A 20297-nucleotide genomic window follows, 5' to 3' on the forward strand; every position below is an offset into this window, starting at 1 on the left:
TAGATGTTTGGTACTTCGATACATTGGACGACTTTTTTCTATCTATTAATAGATACGTTCATAGTATTGCTTACACTCTACTTTTCCAGAAAGAAAACGCGCAGTAGTCTAAGGCGTTTTCTCTACCTCGGAATCCTGTTTGTTGCTTATAATGCTACTGGTGGTTTTTTGCCAATTGACGACTTTCCTGGTCCATTTATTTTACAGTACATTATCACGTATGGTGTGGCCATAGCCCTCTGTGTTTATATCGTTTATTATCTCTATAAAGAATACGATATTGTAGTTTTGAAATTCAATTCATCCATAAGAAACCTTGCTATACTCGCAAGCGTGAGTTTTGTGGTACTATTTCTTATCCCTTATTTTCTGACAGATTCACTTAATTCTGCACGTTTTCTTTTTACCATACCAATATCAGTTATCGCGTTTATTTTTCTATTAATTTTCTACCGTCGAATATCGAATCCCAGCAATCCAAATCCTTTTATTCTAAGACGAAATAAACTTTCAATGGTAAGCATTGCGAGTATTGCTTTGTTGCCCATTTGCACAGTTATAGGTGATTATCAATGGATAACATTTACTGTAATGAATTTGGCTTTTTTTGCCATAACCGCTATTGAAGCAGATAGGTATTTGTATTTCATAGAAAACAATAACAGAATGTATGAAGTATTTGCCTTAAAGAAAAAACAACGGGACGAATCGGTAGAGCGCAAGATTATCTATGAGGATTTGACTAGAAGAGAAATCGAAGTGGCTTTGTCAATTTTAAGTAATCTAAGCTACAGAAATATTGCTAAAGATTTGTTCATTGCCGAAAGTACCGTTTCAAAACACGCATCAAATATCTTCAAAAAGACCGATGTAAAAAACAGGTGTGAATTTTTGAAGCGGTTTAGAAAGAAAATGTAAGTAAATTGAGTTTATATAAAAGCCACTATTTGCAGTACCTAACAAATAATCCGTAGAAAAATACGGACTATTCCGTAATTATATACGGCACGTTTTCCTTGTACAATTACAAAGTAAAGCTACTTTACACAGAGTTCCCTAAAATACAACAATGAGCCACAAATTTTATGTTTCGTGACTTTCATTTACATCATTTTGTAGGACTATGACAACCACCAATAAATCGTATCAACTAAATCCCATTTCTATGGTTTACAACGTTAAAGTTCCTGCTTATGAATTCGCAATTACAATCAAAAAAATTATTAAAGGATCTGGATGAGTTTAAAATTCAGAATGGAAATATTTTAGAACAGGCATATCTTTCCATCAAAGCCTGTCGCAAACTATTGAGTTCTTACAAAAAGGAAATCATTGACACTAAATTTCAGACGATACAAGATGAAATAAATTTCTTTAAAAAGGTAAAGCAGGTTCCTCTTATAAGGCTCATCTACTTTTCAGAAATACATTCCTTTGAGATTCAACTTCCAAAGGGCGATAAGGATGCCCAACTAAAATCGATTAAAAAGAAAATCAGCAAAATAAATCGCTTTTTCCTGTACAATATCGATTTTGGACGTTATGTAAATTCCGGTGCTACCCATTTTGACAAGGAATACTACACCAGAGATTATCTCGAAACATTCCATATAACAACTTCCAAATTTTACTTTCAAGACCCAGAGTTTTGCACACCAAGGGATATGCTACTTGGCAAATACAAGGCGTATGATTTGTTAGTGATATATTTGGATGAAAAAAAGCATCGAATTCGGAAAGGATTGAACGGCAAATTAAATGGTGCTAAACCAATTGAAAAGATACATTGGCCATTTTCAAATACAGATTATGTTGAACTCGTTTATGCACTCTGCTCAAAGGGATTGGGCAAACAGGATAATCAAGCCATAATGCAGGTTTCCAAAAAAATGCAACAGCTTTTCGATATTGAGCCAAAGGACATCTACAAAACCTATCAGGACATCAAAAACCGCAAGAACAGTAGGACACTATTTCTCGATGAGCTTTCCACCTCGTTACTGATAGAAATGGACAAAAGCGAAGAATAACAAGCTATTTTACTGTTAACAAAAGACCGTACTACGGTTGACCTACGGTCTTTTTATTTTGGAAGGCGTCTTCATATAATTTGATATGATTTAGCACACCGTTTCCACTTTAGAAGCACCATAATACTACAAAACCCATCAAATTTCAAAATGTTAAATTTTGACCGTAGTACGGTCGTACTGGGGAATAAAATCCAATAAACCTATTCAAATTTGTAGAACGAAAGTCAAATCAGGTCAGGGACTATCATTTAAAATCATAAACCCAGATAGTCCCTTTCTTTTAAAACCGTTCTATTATGCCAACAAGTATTATTACCACAGACGACCTTCGGGAATTCAAAATGGAATTGCTCGATGACATTAAACAATTACTTACCAGACAAGCCAGCGGGAAACTCAAAAAATACCTCAAATCTTCTGAGGTTATGGACTTGCTACAAGTAAGTCCAGGCACTTTACAAAATCTTCGTATCAATGGCACATTACCATACACCAAGGTGGGTGGCATTATCTATTACGATACCGAGGAAATTCAAAAAGTTATGGATGCCAACCGTGTGCACCACGGTCTAAATTCTTAAGCGATGAACTATATAAAGCTACTTAATGCGGCTTTTGAAAAGTTCTATTTTGATGACCGCCTTAACCCATCCCATATCAGTTTGTATATGGCGCTATTCCAAGAATGGAACAGTTGCCGCTTTATGGATGAATTTTATGTAAACCGTCGCGATTTGATGCGATGTGCTAAAATAGGTTCTAAGTCTACATATCACAGATGCATCGTCGAGTTAGATTCTTGGCAATACTTAACCTATTTCCCTTCCAACAATCCCTACAAAGGCAGCAAAATAAAGATGGCCATTATTGGGACAAGTGATGAACCGGTTGTGGGACAGTACAATCCCATATTAGAACAACTTGCGGAACAGTACCATCCCAGAGGTGTACCGCTTGAGGGACACCACCATCCCAAAAATGGACAGGTTGTGAACCAACACCGTCCCATAGATGGACAAGCATTGGTATCTAATACAAACAATATCAAACAAGAAAACTATATAAAACAACCAAAGGGCTGGCAGGCCGTTTTTATTTTTTTTGAAGAAAAAGGTTTTGATGCTGATGAAGCTAAAAAATTCTATGAGCATTACCAGACCAGAAATTGGCAAACTGGCGATGGCAAGGAAATCAGAGATTGGCGCGCCGTAGCCATCAACTGGATGGACAGAATCGAAATATTCGACGAGGAAAACAAACCAAACAAAAAGCAACCGTCCCAAATCAAGGACAACTTGCGAACCACTAAAAACAAAGATTATGGACAACCCCTCTAAAATAACCGAAGGTGGCGTGGAATATTCGCTCGGAAAATTTGATGGTAAAAGTGTGATCTATGATTTTCCAAAAATCTTGATTTACCTGAATGCCAAAGGCAAACTTTTGTTTGGCGAAAAGTTTAGGATATATGATGAAGACAAGGATATTTTGCTGAAGCTCTGTTCCTACTTCATCAAGGATAAAGACAACTGTGAGACTTATGGTATTGACATTGACAAAGGCATTCTACTTTCCGGACCCGTTGGCTGCGGCAAAACCAGTTTGATGAAATTGTTGCGCCATTTGGTTCCACTACAAAGACCTTACGAAATGATTCCCTGCCGGAATGTAACCTTCAGTTTCAACCATCTTGGGTTTAAAACGGTTGAAGAGTATGGTAATACCAAATTTTACTGTTTTGATGATTTAGGTGTGGAACCATCTGGTAGATTCTACGGAAAGGATTTGAACGTAATGGGCGAAGTGCTCTTATCCCGATACGAGCTTTACTTACAAACCAAACACAAAATCAAGACGCACGCCACAACCAATCTCAATGCTGAAGAACTGGAAGAACGCTATGGTAATCGTGTGCGTAGCCGAATGCGAGAACTTTTTAATTTGATTGCTTTTGATACTAAAGCTGGGGATAAACGGAAGTGAATTTAAGGTATGGCTTTTTAACAACAATTTTTATTTTCTTGAATCGGCGGACAAGCCACAGTACCATAAGAACAGAATACACAACAATCCCCTTCTTTTGGTTTCAGAACAGTTTTGCAATTCTCACATTCATAAAAGAATTGACAGGCGGTGGTTGGCATTTCTTCAGCCTTTTTGTGGCCGCATTCTGGACAGGTAATCGTAGATTTTAATTGAATCTTCATTATTCTATTATTTTGTACCCCGTGCTTTCTATAGCTTTTCGGATTGTGGGCAAATCGGTTTTGGTCTTGTCAAATTCCACTATGGTATTAGCATTTTCGTAGCTGGCTTTGATAGAAATAATTCCGTCCAATTTATTGACTTCGCTTTCTACGTGTGCCTCACAACCTGCACAGGTCATTCCAGCGACTTCAAAAGTCTGTTTTTTGATATTGGATTGAGAGACATAGACGATATCCTTGGCGGGCTGTGCATAAAATAGATTGGAATAGTACGGGAAGGCCAGCATCAATGCGGCGAATAGTGTTACTATCAATAAGAACCGTTTGGATTGCCAAAACGATGGTTTCGCATCATCTTCACAGGCGCAATCTATTTCTTCCTGTGTTTTCGGTCGTAGTTTCTGGTACCAGGCAAAGACCAAAACAATAATGGTCAAGCCGATAAGATAGGGTCTAAATGGCTCGACCCAAGAGAATGTAGATGCAATTCCGCTTGTTCCAGCAATTAATGCCAAGACAGGGGTTATACAACATATTGATGCTGCAACTGCGGTAAAAATGCCGGTATAGGCCGCGGTATTTGAAGTTTTATTCGGTGCCATAATGTAAACTTTCTAAGCTGTTTTCTTTCTTGCTGAAATTGAATTGAAAATTCCATTCAAAACATTGTCCTCACTCTTTACCAGCGAATAATACAATGTTTGCCCTTCACGTCTCGATGTAATAATTCCCGCATCCTTCATTTTACGGATATGTTGGGATACGGCAGGAACACTCATTTCAAGAATGTCAGCAATATCGCAAGGACACAGTTCATTCTCTATGTTCAATAGAAATAGAATTTTCAGTCGTACCTCGCTTCCCGCAAGAGACAAAATTTTGCTTATTGCTTCTAAGCTACCTGAAGAATTCTCTATGGTTTCCTTACATCTCGATATTTGCTTCTTGTCTGCTTCGTTCCGTGTACAGGTTATTTCCAAGCTCATCTTTTTTGATTTAAAGTGGCCACAAATATATCATTATTATATTATTTAAGCAAATACTTAAATACACTATTGAATAAATTGTTTTTTATAATGTGTAGATAATAAACTTAGGTAATCTAACTTCTAAAGGATTTGTACAGTAAAATAACTTCTGAAACACATTGTAAAACAATGTCCTTCAAGCTCTTCGTTAACTCTAAAAAAATATCTTTCATAATTCTATTGATTTTTGAATGGATAATAATATCGATAGTGCGATACGCTCAATATTGTGGTTGTCTGAGATATAGCTTTCTTCATCCCAATTGGATAAAAAGCCCAATTCTATTAATATGGCAGTACAATAATCTGCTGTTTCCCTTAGCACCTGAAAGTTCGCAAACTTCACACCTCTGCTATCATAGCCTATTGCTTCACAAAGTGCACTTTCAATTTGATAGCCCATAAAAACCGATGCTTTTGAGAATTTTTCTTGTTTTCTTGAAGCGTAAACTTCAATACCTCTTGCATCCGGATTATCGGAATGATTGCAATGCAAAGACACAAACAAATCAGCATTTAAGGCTTTGGTCAGTTTAGTCCTGTCCGATAATGATATTAAAGTGTCTTTATACCTGGTCAAATAAATATCGAGTGGTTTTTCCAAGTCGTCATTTAACTTTAAAATCTCATTTGCAATCGATAAAACCACATCTTTTTCTTGAATGTCATTTATACCAATTGCACCAGCATCTTTTCCGCCGTGTCCAACGTCAATTATTATTCGTTTTTGAGCAGTCGATTCTTGTCCAAAAATGAAGCACATTTTTAGAACCAAAATCACAAAACTGACGTTTTTGAGCAGATTTTTCATTTTCAATTTTCGGGTTATCAACAACTTCCCTTCAAAAATCCATAGGATTTGATGCCAAATAATAGCAACGGAATTCAAACAATATCAAATAATATTTTATTCACAATTATTTGATTTTCAGTTATTTAAGTTCAAATATATGTAAATTTCCAATAACGAAAATGAACCAAAAATTTAAACTGTTCCGTTATGAAAAAATCACACTATTTAGCATCCATTCTTTCGCTCTTATCCACTTCGCTTTTTGCTCAAATTGGTGGCATTGAAGATTCAGTTAACGATGTAGGCGACACTATCCGAACTATTTTTCCAATACTTCTCGGTGTAATCTTCCTTGTAGGTTTCCTGTTTAACGCAGGACATTTTTTTGGGGAAAATGCAGATTTAAAAAAGGGGATTACCCGAGTTTTAGTATTTGTATTGATTGCAGGTGCAGTAGTCGGAATCTTTACTTACCTAATAGGAATCGTTGTATAAATGAAACGGTTCGAAGTCTATAAAAACATCAGGAAAAGGGCGGTCATTTTTGGGCTGCCCATTTCCCTGTTTGCTTTGATGATGGTTTCTATTTTGGCTTCGTTGCTCATCATCATCTTCTCTTTCAGCTTTGGGATAATAATAGGTGTGTTGGTTTTCAACGCTTCCCTTTATGTGGCGCTGACGAGAATAGCCCACAATCCACAACTATTCCAAATGGCTAAGGCTTTTCCAAAAATCATTAGTAACAAAAGAAATTCTGGCTTCGATTATGAACAAGATTAACCTTTCGGCATATCAACCCATCGTAGATATTCAGGACAATATCGTATTTGCCAATAATGGCAATGTTATTTTGTGCTACAAAGGAAATCTGCCGGAAATATACTCGTTGTCTGAAAAGGATTTTGAAGATATGCACGGTGCTTGGTTTCAGGCATTAAAGTCTTTGCCAGTTGGTACTGTGGTTCATAAACAGGATATCTACTTGAAGAAATCCTATTCTTCAGAACAACTTCCGAATTCCACCTTTTTGGAAAAAGCTACCCACGAGCATTTTAAAGGTCGTGGACATATCGAGCACAGCTGCTATTTGTTCTTCATCTTGACCAAAAATAAGGCACTTAACAATCCGAAATACATCAACCCTTTCCTAAAAGTTTCAAAGGGAATCATACAGAAACTGGATGACAACATCAAGAGTTTCGCCAACTCGGTTAGTGATTCGGTTTCCTTTATCAACAATAGCCGAAAGATGGATTTTGTTACGCTTAAAGCGGAAGAGATACAGCAACTAACAAGTGCCTATTTTAATGGCTTTAATGAAGGTTATGATACTGACATTTTACTGGACAAAAAAAGCGTCAATATTGGCGAAAACCATTTTGATGCCCTGGCCATCAATAGCGAACTGTGCTTTGGCGAAAGTGTACAGAGTAGCAAAACCAATGAGAAATTCACTTCTGATGATTTTGTGTTTCATCAAGGGTTTATTGATGGCTTAGGGCTTACGCTTAACGAGAACCATATCGTTAACCAAATCCTCTATCTGGATGACAAACAGAAATGGCGTAAACTACTCGATAAGAAAATTGAGGAACTGAATAAAAGTTCCAACTTCGGTTCACAGAATAAAGTGGTTCTTGGCAAAATCCAACACATCCTTGACCAAATCAATGCCGATGATAATGCCCGAATCATTCGTGGTCATCTAAATATCGTGTATTGGGCAAAGGAAGCTAAAGAGCTCGACAAAATAACTTCAAAAATAAAGACCGAATTTAAGGAATTGGATATCATACCATACTATCCAAGAGGCGAAGAACGTAAGAATTATATCCTAAACAGTTACTGCTGTTTTTCGTCCAATTTCTCGAACAACGATTTGTATGTAACGGATTTAAAACACGCGCTTTGCCTGTTCATCAATAACACCAATTACAAAAGCGATCCTACCGGAATCATCTTCAACGACCGTGAGCATAACATTCCTGTTTTAAAGGATGTTTGGGATGAAAAAAAGAAACGAATTAAAGCAAGGAACTTTGCCATTTTTGCACCAACGGGCGAAGGCAAATCGTTTTTGGCCAATAACATATTACGTCAGTATTTTGAAAGTGGCGTTCGCTTGGTCATCATAGACCTCGGTGGATCCTACACCAAGTTTGCCAAACTCTACCCTGAAAAATATACGGTGCTTCGCTATGAAAGCGGAAAGAACTTGGGCATCAATCCTTTTTATATAAGTGATACAAATGACCTCACACCTGAGCGACTGGAAGACCTATCCGTCTTTCTGTTTGAATTGTTTGCTTCAGACTTAAAGGTTACCAAAGCACAATCGGTATCGGTCAAAAAGATACTGCGCCACTATTATGATAGTACTTCAGAAAATCACTCTTTAGATGGATTTTACAGTTTTATAGAAAGGAATCAGAAGGATCTTCTGGACACCTTAAAAATCCATCCCGACTACTTCAATGTCACGAGCTTCTTGCACGTAATGTCAGAATATGTCGGCGATGGTCTATATAGCTTTCTTTTTGAAGTAAGCGAAGACCAGACTTATAAAATCGAAGACAAACGCTTGATTGTCTTTGAACTCGATGAAGTTAAGGACAATAAGGAAATCCTGTCTGTGATGCTCAAGCTCATCAAGTCTGCCATTCAAAGAACTATTTGGAAGAACAGAGCTGAAAAGGGAATCATCCTTTTTGATGAGTTTGCCAAGCAATTGAAGTTTGAAAACGTGTTGGAAAGTGTAGAATTCTACTATCAAGCCATACGTAAACAAAACGGTGCTATTGGGATTATTCTTCAGTCGATAAATCAGCTTCCTAACAATTCAACATCGGCAAGCATACTGGAAAACACACAGGTCATTTATAGTCTGAACAATGAAAAAGGATATGACGAAGTGGTCAAAAGACTCAACCTATCCAGCCACGACCTTAACCAACTGAAATCCATCAAGAACAATCTTTCAGGACCACGGAAGTACACCGAAATGTTTATCAAGATAGGTAGGGAAAGTAACATCTTTCGGCTCGAAGTTCCGAAGGAAGTATATGCCGCTTATTTGACCGATGGACAGGAAAATGAAGAAATAATGAAGCTCTACAACGAGCATCACGATATGCAAAAAGCAATAATTCAATTCACATCTAAAACATAATATTATGAAGACAAAAATTTTAATTCTCGCAACGGCATTCATCTTTTTATTGCCCGCACGCGCTGCGTGCCAGGGAATGCCCACTTATGACAATACCAATTTTATCAGCTTGGTAAAACAGCTGATAGAATCTGGAAAACAGACAGCACAAATGATTAAGTCTGTAAAATTCCTAAAAGATGCAAAAGAGGCAATAGAGAAAGTATCAAGCGTTGTTGAGCAACTGAGAGCAGTTGAGGAAATTGGACAGAATAATCAGCGCCTTATCAACGTAATGCAAAATGATTTACAGGATATTTTGAATTCGCCCTACATCAAACCAGATACAGTTTCAAGGGTTGTAGAATCATTTGACGCCATAGTACAAAACTCGTTGGACACAGTAGATTTTATTGATGAAGTCCTATCCAGCGATTACCTAAAAATGAGTGATGCCGAACGTGCTGAAATCCTGAAAGCAAAAGAACAGGAATCCAAGCAAATGGTTTCCAACATCACTACAAAAACAAAACGCTATCGTGACATTATTTCTTTTAGAAAAATGCAGGATAAAGTCAATAATAGAGAAACCGAATACTAAAAATGACTGCGACCATTCTCTTAGGAATTGGACTGGAATACATCGATACCGTCTTCCAGACCATACAGGCCAGCGACTTTTCGCAATACACGATTGCGGGAATGAAAACGCTCGCTGTCCTGTTCTTTCTGGTCAACATCCTCAAAAAATACAATGAAGGCATTGCAGATAAGGATGGCTACACTTGGGGATTGAGTCCAGGCGAACTCGCCAAGAATTTTGCCATTGTCATTTTGGTCATTTTCTCAACGCAAGTATTAGGCTTTTTCGATGGCATCTTAGTAGCCATTGAAGGACAATATCGAGGAACTGCACCAGCCTTATTGCCATTGCAAATGCAGGACATTCCCATTGAAGAGGACGTGAGTATCATCGAGGTTGCCCAAGCTGCTATGACGCTTTTATATGAAGCTTTGGTTACACCGCTTTACGGATTCAAAATATTTGCATTCATCATTAGCTTGTTCCTCTGGATATTAGATTTATTCATTTATCCATTGTTTTTGGCAGAACGCTTTTTTCTACTCGGAATAATGCAAACTTTTTTTCCCTTGGTCATTAGCCTTGCAGTCTTTGAAAAGTTCCGTTCGTTAGCTTACACATTCTTCAAGCTTTATGCTGCGGTCTATATGTTAGTACCTGCTTTCTTTTTAGTAAACGTCTTTGTGAATGCACTCTACACGGAAATCAACACCAATTTTTGGGTCAATTTGTTTGGAATCGATACAGGTCAAGCCTTTTTTGCACCTGTGGTTCAATTAGGTTCGGTAGGGTTTATTGTTTTCTTGAAGTTCAAACTGTATAAACGCGCCACATCTTTTACACTCAGACTATTTACCAACTAAATCCATTCAGAATGAAAACACCATATAAAAATATTTACAACGTCCTAAAGCTGAATCGATTTATCGTTTTGGCGGTTGTTGCCTGTGCCTTACTATCCAGCACATTTTCGGTTTGGATGGTATTCAACACCAATCAAAAAGCGCTCAATAGTGCTTTTGCCATCAATACCGATGGCAGTATCATTCCGTTAAAGCTCGTGACGCAAAAAGAGAATTTTAGAGTGGAAGCTTTGGCTCATTTGGATCTGTTCCATAATTACTTTTATAACATCGATGCCAGTAATTACGAACGAAACTTGGAAAAGGCATTGTGGTTGGGCAATAGTTCCGTGGACAATCTCTACCGCCAGAAAAAAGCAGATGGTGTTTACAATAGATTGCTTCAGTATTCCTTGGTTCAAAAAGTACTGAGTATCGATTCGCGGATAACCGAAAATAACGGCTCGTACAGTTTTACAACGACGACCATTTTTGAAATCAATAGAGGTTCGATTATCGACACTTACGAATTGGTTTCCACCGGAAACTTGATTATGGTTGACCGAAACTTTCCCAACAATCCACACGGACTTTTGATTACCAACTATTTCGAGAACACTCTAAAAAAACTAAACGATGAAAGTTGAAAGCCGATAATCGGCACTTAAAAACTCACTCTTATGAAAGTAGAAAAAAACAAGATAGTATTTTCAGCGGTATTGGCCGTGATTTTCATATTCCTTATTTCCTATTCGGGAATGGTAATGGGCGATGATGAAAGTGAAACTGAAAATCTTAAGCAGACCTTAGTGCCAGATTTGGAAGAAGACCAAAAAGAGTACGATTCCAAACTGGATGCGATTAACGATTTGAAAAAAGTACGTGAAAACAATGCGCCCAGCATCTATGATGAAAAGTTGATTGATTCCTTGGGATTTTACGACCCAGATCTTCCGGAACGCGAAAAAGAGCGTATCGTAGATAGCATCTATGAAGCGGGTAAGATTCAATATTCAGAAAAGCGATACCAAAATTTGGGACAGAGAAGAACAGTTCGCCAAGTGGCATCAACAATCGATTCTGCTGAAGTAAAAAGGGAACAAAAAATCCAAGCGAAAGAACTGGGCCTGGAACATCAACTGTTCTTCGCTGCTGCGCCTAAACCCAATGAGGTATCCATCATCGGCAATACAGATGAAACAATTTACGTGGTGGTAGATGGCGACCAAGTAGTAAAAGCGAATACCAGATTGCGAATGCGCCTGACCAAAACTGCTACAATCAACGGTAAAGAAATGCCTAAGAACACACCCATTTTCGGTTTTATAAGTTTTCAGCCTAATCGAGCTTTAATTGAAATTGAAAACATAAAGCACCATCCTACAAAACTTAAAGCTTTTGATTTATCTGATGGCAGCGAAGGTATCTACGTACAGAACAATTTTCGGGCAGAAGCCACTACTGAAGTGTTGGACGATATTATTGGCGATATCAACATACCTACAGTTCCGCAAGTTGGTGGTGTAACCAAAGTGCTAAGACGTAGTAACCGAAACGTGAAAGTTACGGTATTGAACAATTACAGATTAATTCTAAAACCTAAATTATGAGAACATTTATCCTAATATTGGCGGTGTTGATTTCCGCTTTCGCACCTCGACTTTGCTCGGCACAGGCTACAGAACAACAGCAACCCATACCACTCGACACCATTTATGCCAACGACACCAAAAACGTTGCGCTATTCTTCCCAGAACCCATACGGCAAGGCATAACCGGTTCAGATAATTTTATATTTACCTACAACCGTGAAAAAGAACAGTATTTTGGACTGCTTCAGGCAAAGCCTGGGAAGGAAAGTAATTTGCTGGTAATCAACAGAAATGGTTCAATTTTTTCGTATATTGTAAGGTATAAAAAACAGCTTTCTAAGCTCAATTATTTCATTCCGCTATCCAATAGTATCGGTAATGAAAAACCGATTGTAAAGGATTCGGTTCTTGTTGAATCTTCTGAAGAACTTGTAGATAACAGCACTTATTATTACCAAAAATTCTGCTCATATCTTCTCAATAGAAAACAGCGCATAGGGCGCATCAAGAAACGAAGCGAAGGTATTATCTTGAATGTAGAGAATATTGTTTTTGATAAAGATAAGCTCTATTTTGTTATCGAGATTGAAAATAATTCTACGTTGGATTACGATTTGAATTTCTTGAACCTTTCGATTGAAACTCGGCAAAAAGGGAAAAGGAAATCGTTGCAACGACTCTATAAAGAACCGATATACAAACATAATCTACCGTCTAAAATCAAGGAAAGTGAAACGGTACGATTTGTTTATGTGATGCCTAAAATTTCATTGTCCAACGACCGCAGGGCAATTTTAGAATTGAATGAAAAGAATGGCGAGCGAAACATAGAACTGAAATTATCACATAGATATATCAATAACCCAAATTAATACTGTTATGAAAAGATTAGTCATTTGCTCGCTTGTATTGTTGTTCCTTTCTTGTTCAGGAAGCACAACAAAATCCCCTTCTGAAACTGCCAAAGTTGTTGCGTCAAGCTTTTTTTCAAAAGATGAATCAGCCTTAAAAAAGCACACCACTTCTGAAGGCTATGCCAGTTTGATTACCGTACAGAATATGATGCCAGATTCTGATAAAGATATCAAGGTAGAAATTTTAGACGAATCTATTGATGGCGAACTTGCCTGGGTAAAATACAGCACGACCTACGATGGAAAAACAGGCATTTTTAAACTGACTAAGGAAAACGGTCAATGGAAAGTGACCAGTAAAGGACCAAGAGAAAAAGGGCCTTTTTAAAAGTTTTTTTTTAATTTTTATCGAGATTGATTTCCCAATAACCTCTCGTACCACCTACACGCTCTATAAAACCAGCATTCTTTAAATTGTTTAGATGCTTTTGGATTGCAGATTCGTTTATGTGTAAAACCTCTGCAATTCCTGAACGGCTTATTCGGTTATCTGAAGTAATTAATTTTAGAACCTCCTTTTGTCTATGCGTTAATTTTTTAATATCATCAATTTCAGCATCCTTTTGACCACCTATTTGACCACCTTTTAGACCACCTATTTGACCACCTTCTTCAACAGCAGTTTCTTTAGCGTTAAAAGTCATTCTAAGGAAGTTATCTGAAAAGCCAAAACTCTCTTTGCCATAGTGTTCCAAAATACGAGGGATGCCAGAACCCAACTGTTCCACAAGTTCCAAATCCTTAAAAATCCGCATCAGTTCTTTATTCCGTGGAACTGAAAAGCCCTCGAAAAATTCCTGTTTGCTCAATCCTTCCGGAAGACCGCCTGCCGATGTGATTTCAATTCTATCCGCAAAGATTTCAAACTTTGGGGTAATTTCATTGGTATAATCGTTATGCACAAAGGCATTGATAATGGCCTCGCGCAATGCGATGGGATTCCAAAGGTTGGCTTGCTGTCTTTCTTTGGCGGTTATTTTTGTGTTGGTTCTGTTTTCAACTGCAATTTTATCAATCACTTGCTTGGTGGCTTTCAAAAGGCATTCGTAACCATACTCGTTGCTTTCTATCAAGTCTGTTCGGGTTTTGCCCGAATACTTGGCTACTTTAATAGAAGTATTGTTCTTATCTGCCAAAAGATAGCCAGCGTAATTGAATGTGCCATCTTCGGTCAATAGTTCCAAGTTCTTTGCAAAAGCTTTTCCGAGGGTATGTCCTGATTCTTCGTAGTATATTTTCAGCTGTCCGAAGCTTAAATCCTGCCGACCGGCTTTAATTTTGCTGATGGAATTTCGGGTACGTTTGGCAAAGAGCTCGTCAATCATTTTTTGTGGCATCGGTTCAGCTGCAGAACCCAGACGGATAAAACAACCCTTTTCGCTCATCCCATATTTTTTGAAATGATATGGTTTTTCAGGACCACTCGCCACAATGATTTTCAGGATATTCTTGCCATCTCGTTCTTCACTTACAATATCAAATAATCCCAAAGCTGAAGGGCGGATATTGTTCTTTAACCTGTCTTTAATTTTTAGTTGGTCGCCATCCGCATCAGCCAGACCGTAAGTGTTCCCTTCCTTATTAATACCAATATAAATAATGCCGCCTTCACGATAGTTTAAAAAAGCAATGACCTCTTTTTCAAGTCCATCGGACAGTTCTCGTTTGTATTCTATGCGGTTTGTTTAGGTCATTATTTAAATAAAAAAATCTGGTAGTAAAGATAATGATATTAAATTGTGGGAATAGATTTGGTTTCTCACTACGCCTACTTAATGCCATATATTAATTGTCGTTGTTTAAATGCAGATTTACCACCTTCGAGAATTTCGCAACTAATTTCCCTTGTTCCTTTCCTGTCAATAGAACCTGCTTCCAAAACGTGTGATTTTACGCTTGTGCTTTTTAATGGAATTATTAATTCTGCATCGCCAAGTACGGCAATGTTAGGGTTATGGGTAACAATGATTACCTGTCTTGATTCTTTGATTTTACGTAAATTCTTAACAATCGTTTTAAATATGAATTCACTATCTAAATTATCCTCTGGTTGGTCAATTATAAGCGGCGTAGTACTTTTTGAAAGCATTAAAATTCCAAGTAAAACCGACTGTTGTTGACCTAACGACAATTGCGATATCGACTTTGTATTTCTTAATGTTTTACCCGTTACATCATCTTTATATAATCGTGTAACGGAAATTGAAGGTCTATCTTCAAATGGCAAGGCTTCAAAATCTTCATAAGTATGGTCTTTAAGAAGTTTTTCCACGATAGTTTGAGCTTCATAATCCCCAATAAATCTTTTACCTTCATCATCTGTCAATGCTTTTAATGCATCATTGTTTTTGCGCATACAAATATCGACGAACTCAAATGGCGATAAATTTTTAGTGATTAAATATGCTCTTGGAACTTGGGATGTTCGCCAATCCATAGTCGTTTTTAATAACTGCTCAAATTCGTCAGAATAGTTTCCCTGGTCATATTTTACATTTATAAATAATCCATCGAGCGTATTCTTAAGATTGTCATTTATAGTTTGTCCAAATGCATTTCTGTAGTAGAAAATTCGTTGTTTTATGTCCTTTCTTTTTCCAATCAATTCTTTACGCACAGTTTGTAATTCATTTAAAAGTTTTTTGCTGTTTTCAAGTTTTTTTACCCTATTGGTTAAATCGATAATATCTTTCGATATTTGGTTGATTTTACCCAAATCAAAAGGAATACCTTGAGCTGCCAACTCTTGCTTTTTGGCGTCCATCTGTACCTGAATCGCTTTTTCCTTGGAAGCCCAATTTTTAAGTTCTGTTCTAAGCTCTTCTACTTTTGTTCCGAGGGCTTCATTTAATTCCCCTGCCTTGGATTTGACAATAGCTGAAAAATCACTAACAATATTCTTTACTTTCTGAAAATAATCCTTACCAACGACTATTTCTTCATCTGATAATTTTTCGAAATTTTCAAAGGTTTCTTCATCATTTAAAATATCCTTATAAGTCTGAATTAGTAGCTTAAGGTCGGCAATTAGATCTTGACGTATCTGTCTTTCCTTTATTAATGCGTTTTGGTATTTTACCAATTCCCCTGCTTTTTGCTTTTTTAAATTCTCTAATTTTTTCTGCTCGTTTTTAAGAGCTTTTCTTGTTTCATCAAGACTTAGTAATTCGAGTCTTAATTTTCTGGCATCGCTTTGGTTTTCGAGCAGATCTGTGATGATTTCTTTATCTTCGGAAATGAGGGGTTTTAAGTCTAAAAACCCATCAAGAAAATCTATCAAAACCGTTGGGTTTTCATCGCTGTGCTGTATAGTATCAGCTGTTTCGCCTTGACCATAACTTTCAATTTCAACACGTGATATTCCATTTATAGGGTCTGTTATATTCTGAGTACCATTATTCTTTTCTCTTGAAAATTCAATAGTTTGCCCAGCTTCATCAGTATATTGAAGTGTTATTTTCTGAGGCCACACATCGGAATCAACAACCTTTGAAGAAGATTGATTCCCTGATGTTTCTCGTAAAGTTTCTAATAAGGTTGACTTTCCCGCACCTCTACTGCCAATTATACAGGTTAAATTAGGACTTAGGTCTATATCCATTTCATCTAATAATCCACCTTCTATAAAAATCTTATTAAATACCGGTCGTTGCTCAGGTATAAAATCTTCCAGTCGAATTCTTGATTCGTGGCTCAACAGCGCAACCTTAAAGGCGTGGAAATTTAGTTCATCAACTTTTATCCTGGTCAACTTTTCATTTCCTTCGGCATTGGTTCCCAACTTATTTAAATTATGGGAATCTGAACCCATCAATTTAGGAAGGATTTGGTCATCATCCATTAATAAATTGTCGCGCCTCAGCCCCACAAGCCTCTTCCTATTCGCATCTTCATCGCTATTGGAATAAAAATGGAAATTTTCTTTTTTGGATATCTCAAGTCCTAAAAGGTTTGGGTGGCTAAAAATTTCTTCAATAGGCGGACCAAACCGCCCAATAGTTTTTTCAAAACCTGAATCAAGTTCGATGTGAGCTAATATGCCAACACCACTACATTGATGGGCAAAATCCAAACACTCTACGATTCCTTGTGTAGTGGTTTTCTTATCCTCACTTATATTTAATTTACCAGCGAATGACCTTAAATTTTGAAAAGTGTCGAAGTACAATAGCAAATGACCTTGCGTAGTGGTTACTTCAATTCCGGGAATGACCAAAATATCCTTATCTGCAGCGTAATTTATCGCTGTATTTGAATTAAATATCTCATTATGGTCAGTAATACTAATAATCTTCAATCCTTTCGCGATGGCGGTATCAACAATCGCCTCTGGTGTCATTGCGGTATCTTTAACATCGTAAGATCCAAATTCCCCGTATGAATGTATGTGTAAATCTGCTCTAAGAAATCTTGCCCCTTTAGTCATAAATTGCCGAATTTTTAAACTCTAATAATGCAATAAAATTAGCTTGATGCCAAAAGAAATCATTGTTTATTCTTAACAGATAAAATATTCTTTGAAAATTCACATCAAATTTCAATTAAATATCGACTTCGCCTCATCATAAATTCTATCAAAATTAGTAGATAAATCTGCCTGAGAATATTGCTTGGATTCTTCAGGAAGCTGCCGCTGTATTCTTGACAATTTAAACTGCACTTTCTTATCCTTACCATCAGCATAGGTTATAAATTCGCCCTGTTTTAATCGAAAGAAAACGTCTGCTCTTATCTTCGGTATCTCTTTTTCGCCCGTTGTGATTCGGGTATCAAAATCGAGATTATGGCCACGGCTTATGCTTTTAGTTGGGTCTTTGATGATTTCAAAAAAGCGTTCGTAATATTTGGCAGTATCTGGGTCGTTGACCTTGCCGAAAAATTGATAGGATAAATTGCTTAATATTGCTTTGCTTGCTTTGTCGCCATACATCATATCGTTCTGGATTTTGTCCTGCATTACGTAGATGGTAGCAATATCATAACTTCTTAAAGTTGCTGGAATACGATGCATATTTAATAGCCGAATTGTCGGCGCTTCTTCCATTAGTAAAAACGAGGGTCTGGAATTCCTAACGCTCATTTGCTTGGTAATGGTGTGAATGATTGTGGCAATTACTGGCGAATAGGATGTCTCATATTTTGGATTGTTCACTACAGAAATGATTGCAGGGTTTTCTTCGCTATTGATATTCAAGGGCACTTCGTCTGCGGACAATGCCATAAAAATGCGTTGTGTGCTAATTCGTTTCAGGGCGTTTGCCAATGTGCTTTTTACACCAGCGGTCTGTCTATCGGAATCCTTACCACTAATAAAAGCGTCTGCCATCGCTCTCGATGTGGTATTTGTTTCCAAAAACTGGATAAGGCTGTCGGTATCGAGTATTTGATAAATGGCTATTAGATGCGGTAACGTACAGTATTTGGGATAGTCCGTTTTCAGTTTCCAAATCAATCCTCCAATCAAGCCTTCAGCTGCATCGTTAAAGAATTTTGTCGTTCCGGTTGTTCCACTTTCCCTTTGTTCCAAAAGGTTTTCGATTAATACTCGTGACACCTCATTTACGCTTTCCTCGTTCTCTAAATAGCGTGGTGCAATAGGATTTACCCTATGGATGATTTTATCGAAGGAAATGACCTTAAACGGGATATCGCTATCCTTGAAAAGCGGATACGCCATTTCGGTTAATTCAAAATCCTTGTAGTCGTGAATGATTCCACAGAAGTGCTCTTTCCGGAAATGTTTTAAAAATCCATACACTACACTTTCGGTCTTTCCACTTCCTGCAGATCCGATGATGGATGCGCCACGTTTAATATTATCTAACTTGAAATTTCCTTTAGTCGTAGCAAAATTGACTTGATACTTTTTATCGCCATTTTGCAAGCTTTCAGTTTTATGCAAAAAAACATACAGTCCTATATTAATTAACATTAGAGGACACACCAGATAAAGTAATAGCGATACTAATTCGTTCTGTTCAGTTAAATAGAAAATTAAGCAGGAAAGCATTAAGAAATTCAAGAAAAGTGCATACTTGCTCACTCTAAATATCGCATAGAAAACAGTACTGGCCACACCAATAATTGAGAGTATCGTTATGAGATTGTCTATTTCCATACGCTAAATTCCTATTGAACTTGATTTAATGGCCACTTCAGCACCACGTCTTAATCGTTTGAAAACACGAAGTGCGATTTGTGCTTGACTGACTGGAATACTTGGAACAATTGGCAAGCCACTTTTGGTAATCATTTTGAAAGCCAAAGCTTTTTCATTGGCTGGTAATTTCATCAAGGCGGCGAAATACAGGTTGGGATTCTTTACAAAATCTTTTTTTGCTTTGTAGGTCTCGGCAAAGTTGCGTTTGTAGCCAAAAGTTTTGTCAAACGTTTTTTCCGCTTTGGCGAAAAAGGCATCCCTATCAAAACCACGCTTTACCTTTTTGCCGTGCATTTCAACTTCAGAAGCTTTGTGTTTACTTCCAGGCGAAAGACTGACCGTATTAGAAGCATCCTTTCTGCTCACGATGATATGGATATGACTTTGGTTTCCATCTTTCGCCATTCCCTGGACAATTCGTTTTCCATTTTGCTGATGTGGTGCTTGGCGTTCCAATTTGGCAATTTCCTTTCCCATCCTTTTAATATTCCCTTCAGCTCGTCCTTCTTTAATGTTTCTGATTTCGGTTTTCAGCTGAAGTATTTTTGTTGCGAACGGTTGGTTCTCTTTTATCTGAAAATCTGTTCCCTTGAATGTTCTTTGGTGTTCAATTTTCGCATAGTATTTTATGTCATCGATGGTTATAGGTCGCCCGTTTATTTCCCTATTGAAGCTGGCAACATAATCTTTCATCAGCTCACGGGTGTAGGTTTTTAAATCTTGACTATTGTTTTGAAGTTTTCGCAATTCATATTTTGAAGGACTAACCGTAATCGAATAAAACTTGGGTTCTTTCTTTTTTAATTTTGCGGTGTTTCCATCAATTTCTTTGACCACTTCTTCAGCGGAAATCTCATCGCCATATTGATTGAAAAAATGTTCCATTTCGTGCTGTTCCAAACCTTGATTTTCCTTTTCCAAATAGCCTACAAAATCTGCTGAACTTTGTGAATAATTGTTGCCTAATTTTTGAGGTGTTATCGTAATGTACATAGCT

At 37.3% G+C, this 20297-nt stretch carries 22 protein-coding genes; 14 read left to right on the top strand and 8 right to left on the bottom strand.

All coding sequences use genetic code 11. From position 1 onward, the window contains the following. Window positions 1-3: 3 nt before the first annotated feature. From ABVM53_RS03725 to ABVM53_RS03745, 5 genes are all read left to right on the top strand, one after another. Window positions 4-918, top strand: coding sequence for a helix-turn-helix transcriptional regulator (locus tag ABVM53_RS03725; RefSeq protein WP_236132260.1), 915 nt, complete (start codon window positions 4-6; stop codon window positions 916-918). Between the two features lie 275 nt (window positions 919-1193). Then, window positions 1194-2030 (top strand): RteC domain-containing protein, encoded by an 837-nt coding sequence (locus tag ABVM53_RS03730; RefSeq protein ID WP_133642531.1) that lies wholly within the window; start codon window positions 1194-1196, stop codon window positions 2028-2030. A gap of 299 nt (window positions 2031-2329) precedes the next feature. Further along, window positions 2330-2614 carry a helix-turn-helix domain-containing protein gene (locus tag ABVM53_RS03735; RefSeq protein WP_047550478.1) on the top strand — a complete coding sequence of 95 codons (285 nt, stop codon included), beginning with the start codon at window positions 2330-2332 and terminating at the stop codon, window positions 2612-2614. Between the two features lie 3 nt (window positions 2615-2617). Further along, entirely contained in the window at window positions 2618-3370 is a 753-nt protein-coding gene (locus ABVM53_RS03740; RefSeq protein WP_405329645.1) for a hypothetical protein, read from the top strand. After that, complete coding sequence (locus ABVM53_RS03745) at window positions 3354-4016, top strand: ATPase (RefSeq protein WP_008610942.1); 663 nt, start codon at window positions 3354-3356, stop codon at window positions 4014-4016. The genes ABVM53_RS03740 and ABVM53_RS03745 overlap by 17 nt, the downstream gene beginning before the upstream one ends. Before the next feature lie 17 nt (window positions 4017-4033). Here ABVM53_RS03745 and ABVM53_RS03750 read toward each other — a convergent pair whose 3' ends face one another. The 4 genes from ABVM53_RS03750 to ABVM53_RS03765 form a co-directional block, all read right to left on the bottom strand. Further along, entirely contained in the window at window positions 4034-4240 is a 207-nt protein-coding gene (locus ABVM53_RS03750) for a GDCCVxC domain-containing (seleno)protein (protein WP_008610941.1), read from the bottom strand. After that, window positions 4240-4842 carry a mercuric transport protein MerTP gene (merTP, locus tag ABVM53_RS03755; RefSeq protein ID WP_008610940.1) on the bottom strand — a complete coding sequence of 201 codons (603 nt, stop codon included), beginning with the start codon at window positions 4840-4842 and terminating at the stop codon, window positions 4240-4242. The genes ABVM53_RS03750 and merTP overlap by 1 nt, the downstream gene beginning before the upstream one ends. Window positions 4843-4854: 12 nt before the next feature. Next, window positions 4855-5226, bottom strand: coding sequence for a metalloregulator ArsR/SmtB family transcription factor (locus tag ABVM53_RS03760; protein WP_008610939.1), 372 nt, complete (start codon window positions 5224-5226; stop codon window positions 4855-4857). Between the two features lie 211 nt (window positions 5227-5437). Continuing rightward, entirely contained in the window at window positions 5438-6079 is a 642-nt protein-coding gene (locus ABVM53_RS03765; RefSeq protein ID WP_008610938.1) for an N-acetylmuramoyl-L-alanine amidase, read from the bottom strand. A gap of 189 nt (window positions 6080-6268) precedes the next feature. On the opposite strand from ABVM53_RS03765, the gene ABVM53_RS03770 reads away from it, so the two are divergent. From ABVM53_RS03770 to ABVM53_RS03810, 9 genes are read left to right on the top strand one after another with little or no spacing between them, the layout of a single operon-like run. Further along, window positions 6269-6556, top strand: a complete 288-nt coding sequence (locus tag ABVM53_RS03770; RefSeq protein ID WP_008610937.1) for a hypothetical protein — start codon at window positions 6269-6271, stop codon at window positions 6554-6556. Beyond that, window positions 6557-6841: a hypothetical protein gene (locus ABVM53_RS03775; protein WP_031427462.1), complete on the top strand. Its 285-nt coding sequence runs from the start codon at window positions 6557-6559 to the stop codon at window positions 6839-6841. It abuts the gene before it with no gap. Continuing rightward, on the top strand, window positions 6828-9230 hold the full coding sequence (locus tag ABVM53_RS03780) for a TraG family conjugative transposon ATPase (RefSeq protein ID WP_236132262.1): 2403 nt from the start codon (window positions 6828-6830) through the stop codon (window positions 9228-9230). Before ABVM53_RS03775 ends, ABVM53_RS03780 begins: the two co-directional genes overlap by 14 nt. A gap of 4 nt (window positions 9231-9234) precedes the next feature. Then, the gene (locus tag ABVM53_RS03785) at window positions 9235-9810 is read left to right on the top strand and encodes a conjugal transfer protein (protein WP_405329652.1); all 576 of its coding nucleotides are present in this window, start codon (window positions 9235-9237) and stop codon (window positions 9808-9810) included. 2 nt (window positions 9811-9812) lie between these two features. Then, window positions 9813-10655 carry a hypothetical protein gene (locus tag ABVM53_RS03790; protein WP_236132263.1) on the top strand — a complete coding sequence of 281 codons (843 nt, stop codon included), beginning with the start codon at window positions 9813-9815 and terminating at the stop codon, window positions 10653-10655. An 11-nt stretch (window positions 10656-10666) separates the two neighbouring features. Continuing rightward, window positions 10667-11281 (top strand): conjugal transfer protein TraK, encoded by a 615-nt coding sequence (locus tag ABVM53_RS03795; protein WP_236132264.1) that lies wholly within the window; start codon window positions 10667-10669, stop codon window positions 11279-11281. 33 nt (window positions 11282-11314) lie between these two features. After that, window positions 11315-12244: a conjugative transposon protein TraM gene (gene traM / locus ABVM53_RS03800; protein ID WP_405329655.1), complete on the top strand. Its 930-nt coding sequence runs from the start codon at window positions 11315-11317 to the stop codon at window positions 12242-12244. Then, window positions 12241-13098: a DUF4138 domain-containing protein gene (locus ABVM53_RS03805; RefSeq protein ID WP_236132265.1), complete on the top strand. Its 858-nt coding sequence runs from the start codon at window positions 12241-12243 to the stop codon at window positions 13096-13098. The genes traM and ABVM53_RS03805 overlap by 4 nt, the downstream gene beginning before the upstream one ends. A 7-nt stretch (window positions 13099-13105) precedes the next feature. Further along, window positions 13106-13468 carry a hypothetical protein gene (locus ABVM53_RS03810; protein WP_236132266.1) on the top strand — a complete coding sequence of 121 codons (363 nt, stop codon included), beginning with the start codon at window positions 13106-13108 and terminating at the stop codon, window positions 13466-13468. A 10-nt stretch (window positions 13469-13478) separates the two neighbouring features. Here ABVM53_RS03810 and ABVM53_RS03815 read toward each other — a convergent pair whose 3' ends face one another. The 4 genes from ABVM53_RS03815 to mobB all read right to left on the bottom strand — a co-directional run bounded on the left by ABVM53_RS03815 (window position 13479) and on the right by mobB (window position 20293). After that, window positions 13479-14816, bottom strand: coding sequence for an RNA-binding domain-containing protein (locus tag ABVM53_RS03815; protein ID WP_405330844.1), 1338 nt, complete (start codon window positions 14814-14816; stop codon window positions 13479-13481). A gap of 92 nt (window positions 14817-14908) precedes the next feature. Beyond that, window positions 14909-17566, bottom strand: coding sequence for a TrlF family AAA-like ATPase (locus ABVM53_RS03820; RefSeq protein WP_236132267.1), 2658 nt, complete (start codon window positions 17564-17566; stop codon window positions 14909-14911). Between the two features lie 111 nt (window positions 17567-17677). Further along, complete coding sequence (locus ABVM53_RS03825) at window positions 17678-19258, bottom strand: type IV secretory system conjugative DNA transfer family protein (RefSeq protein ID WP_236132268.1); 1581 nt, start codon at window positions 19256-19258, stop codon at window positions 17678-17680. Between the two features lie 3 nt (window positions 19259-19261). Further along, window positions 19262-20293 carry a MobB family relaxase gene (mobB, locus tag ABVM53_RS03830; protein WP_236132269.1) on the bottom strand — a complete coding sequence of 344 codons (1032 nt, stop codon included), beginning with the start codon at window positions 20291-20293 and terminating at the stop codon, window positions 19262-19264. Between the last annotated feature and the right edge of the window lie 4 nt (window positions 20294-20297).

It is taken from the genome of Leeuwenhoekiella sp. LLG6367-2.1, from assembly GCF_045055775.1.
Taxonomy (GTDB): Bacteria; Bacteroidota; Bacteroidia; order Flavobacteriales; family Flavobacteriaceae; genus Leeuwenhoekiella; species Leeuwenhoekiella aequorea.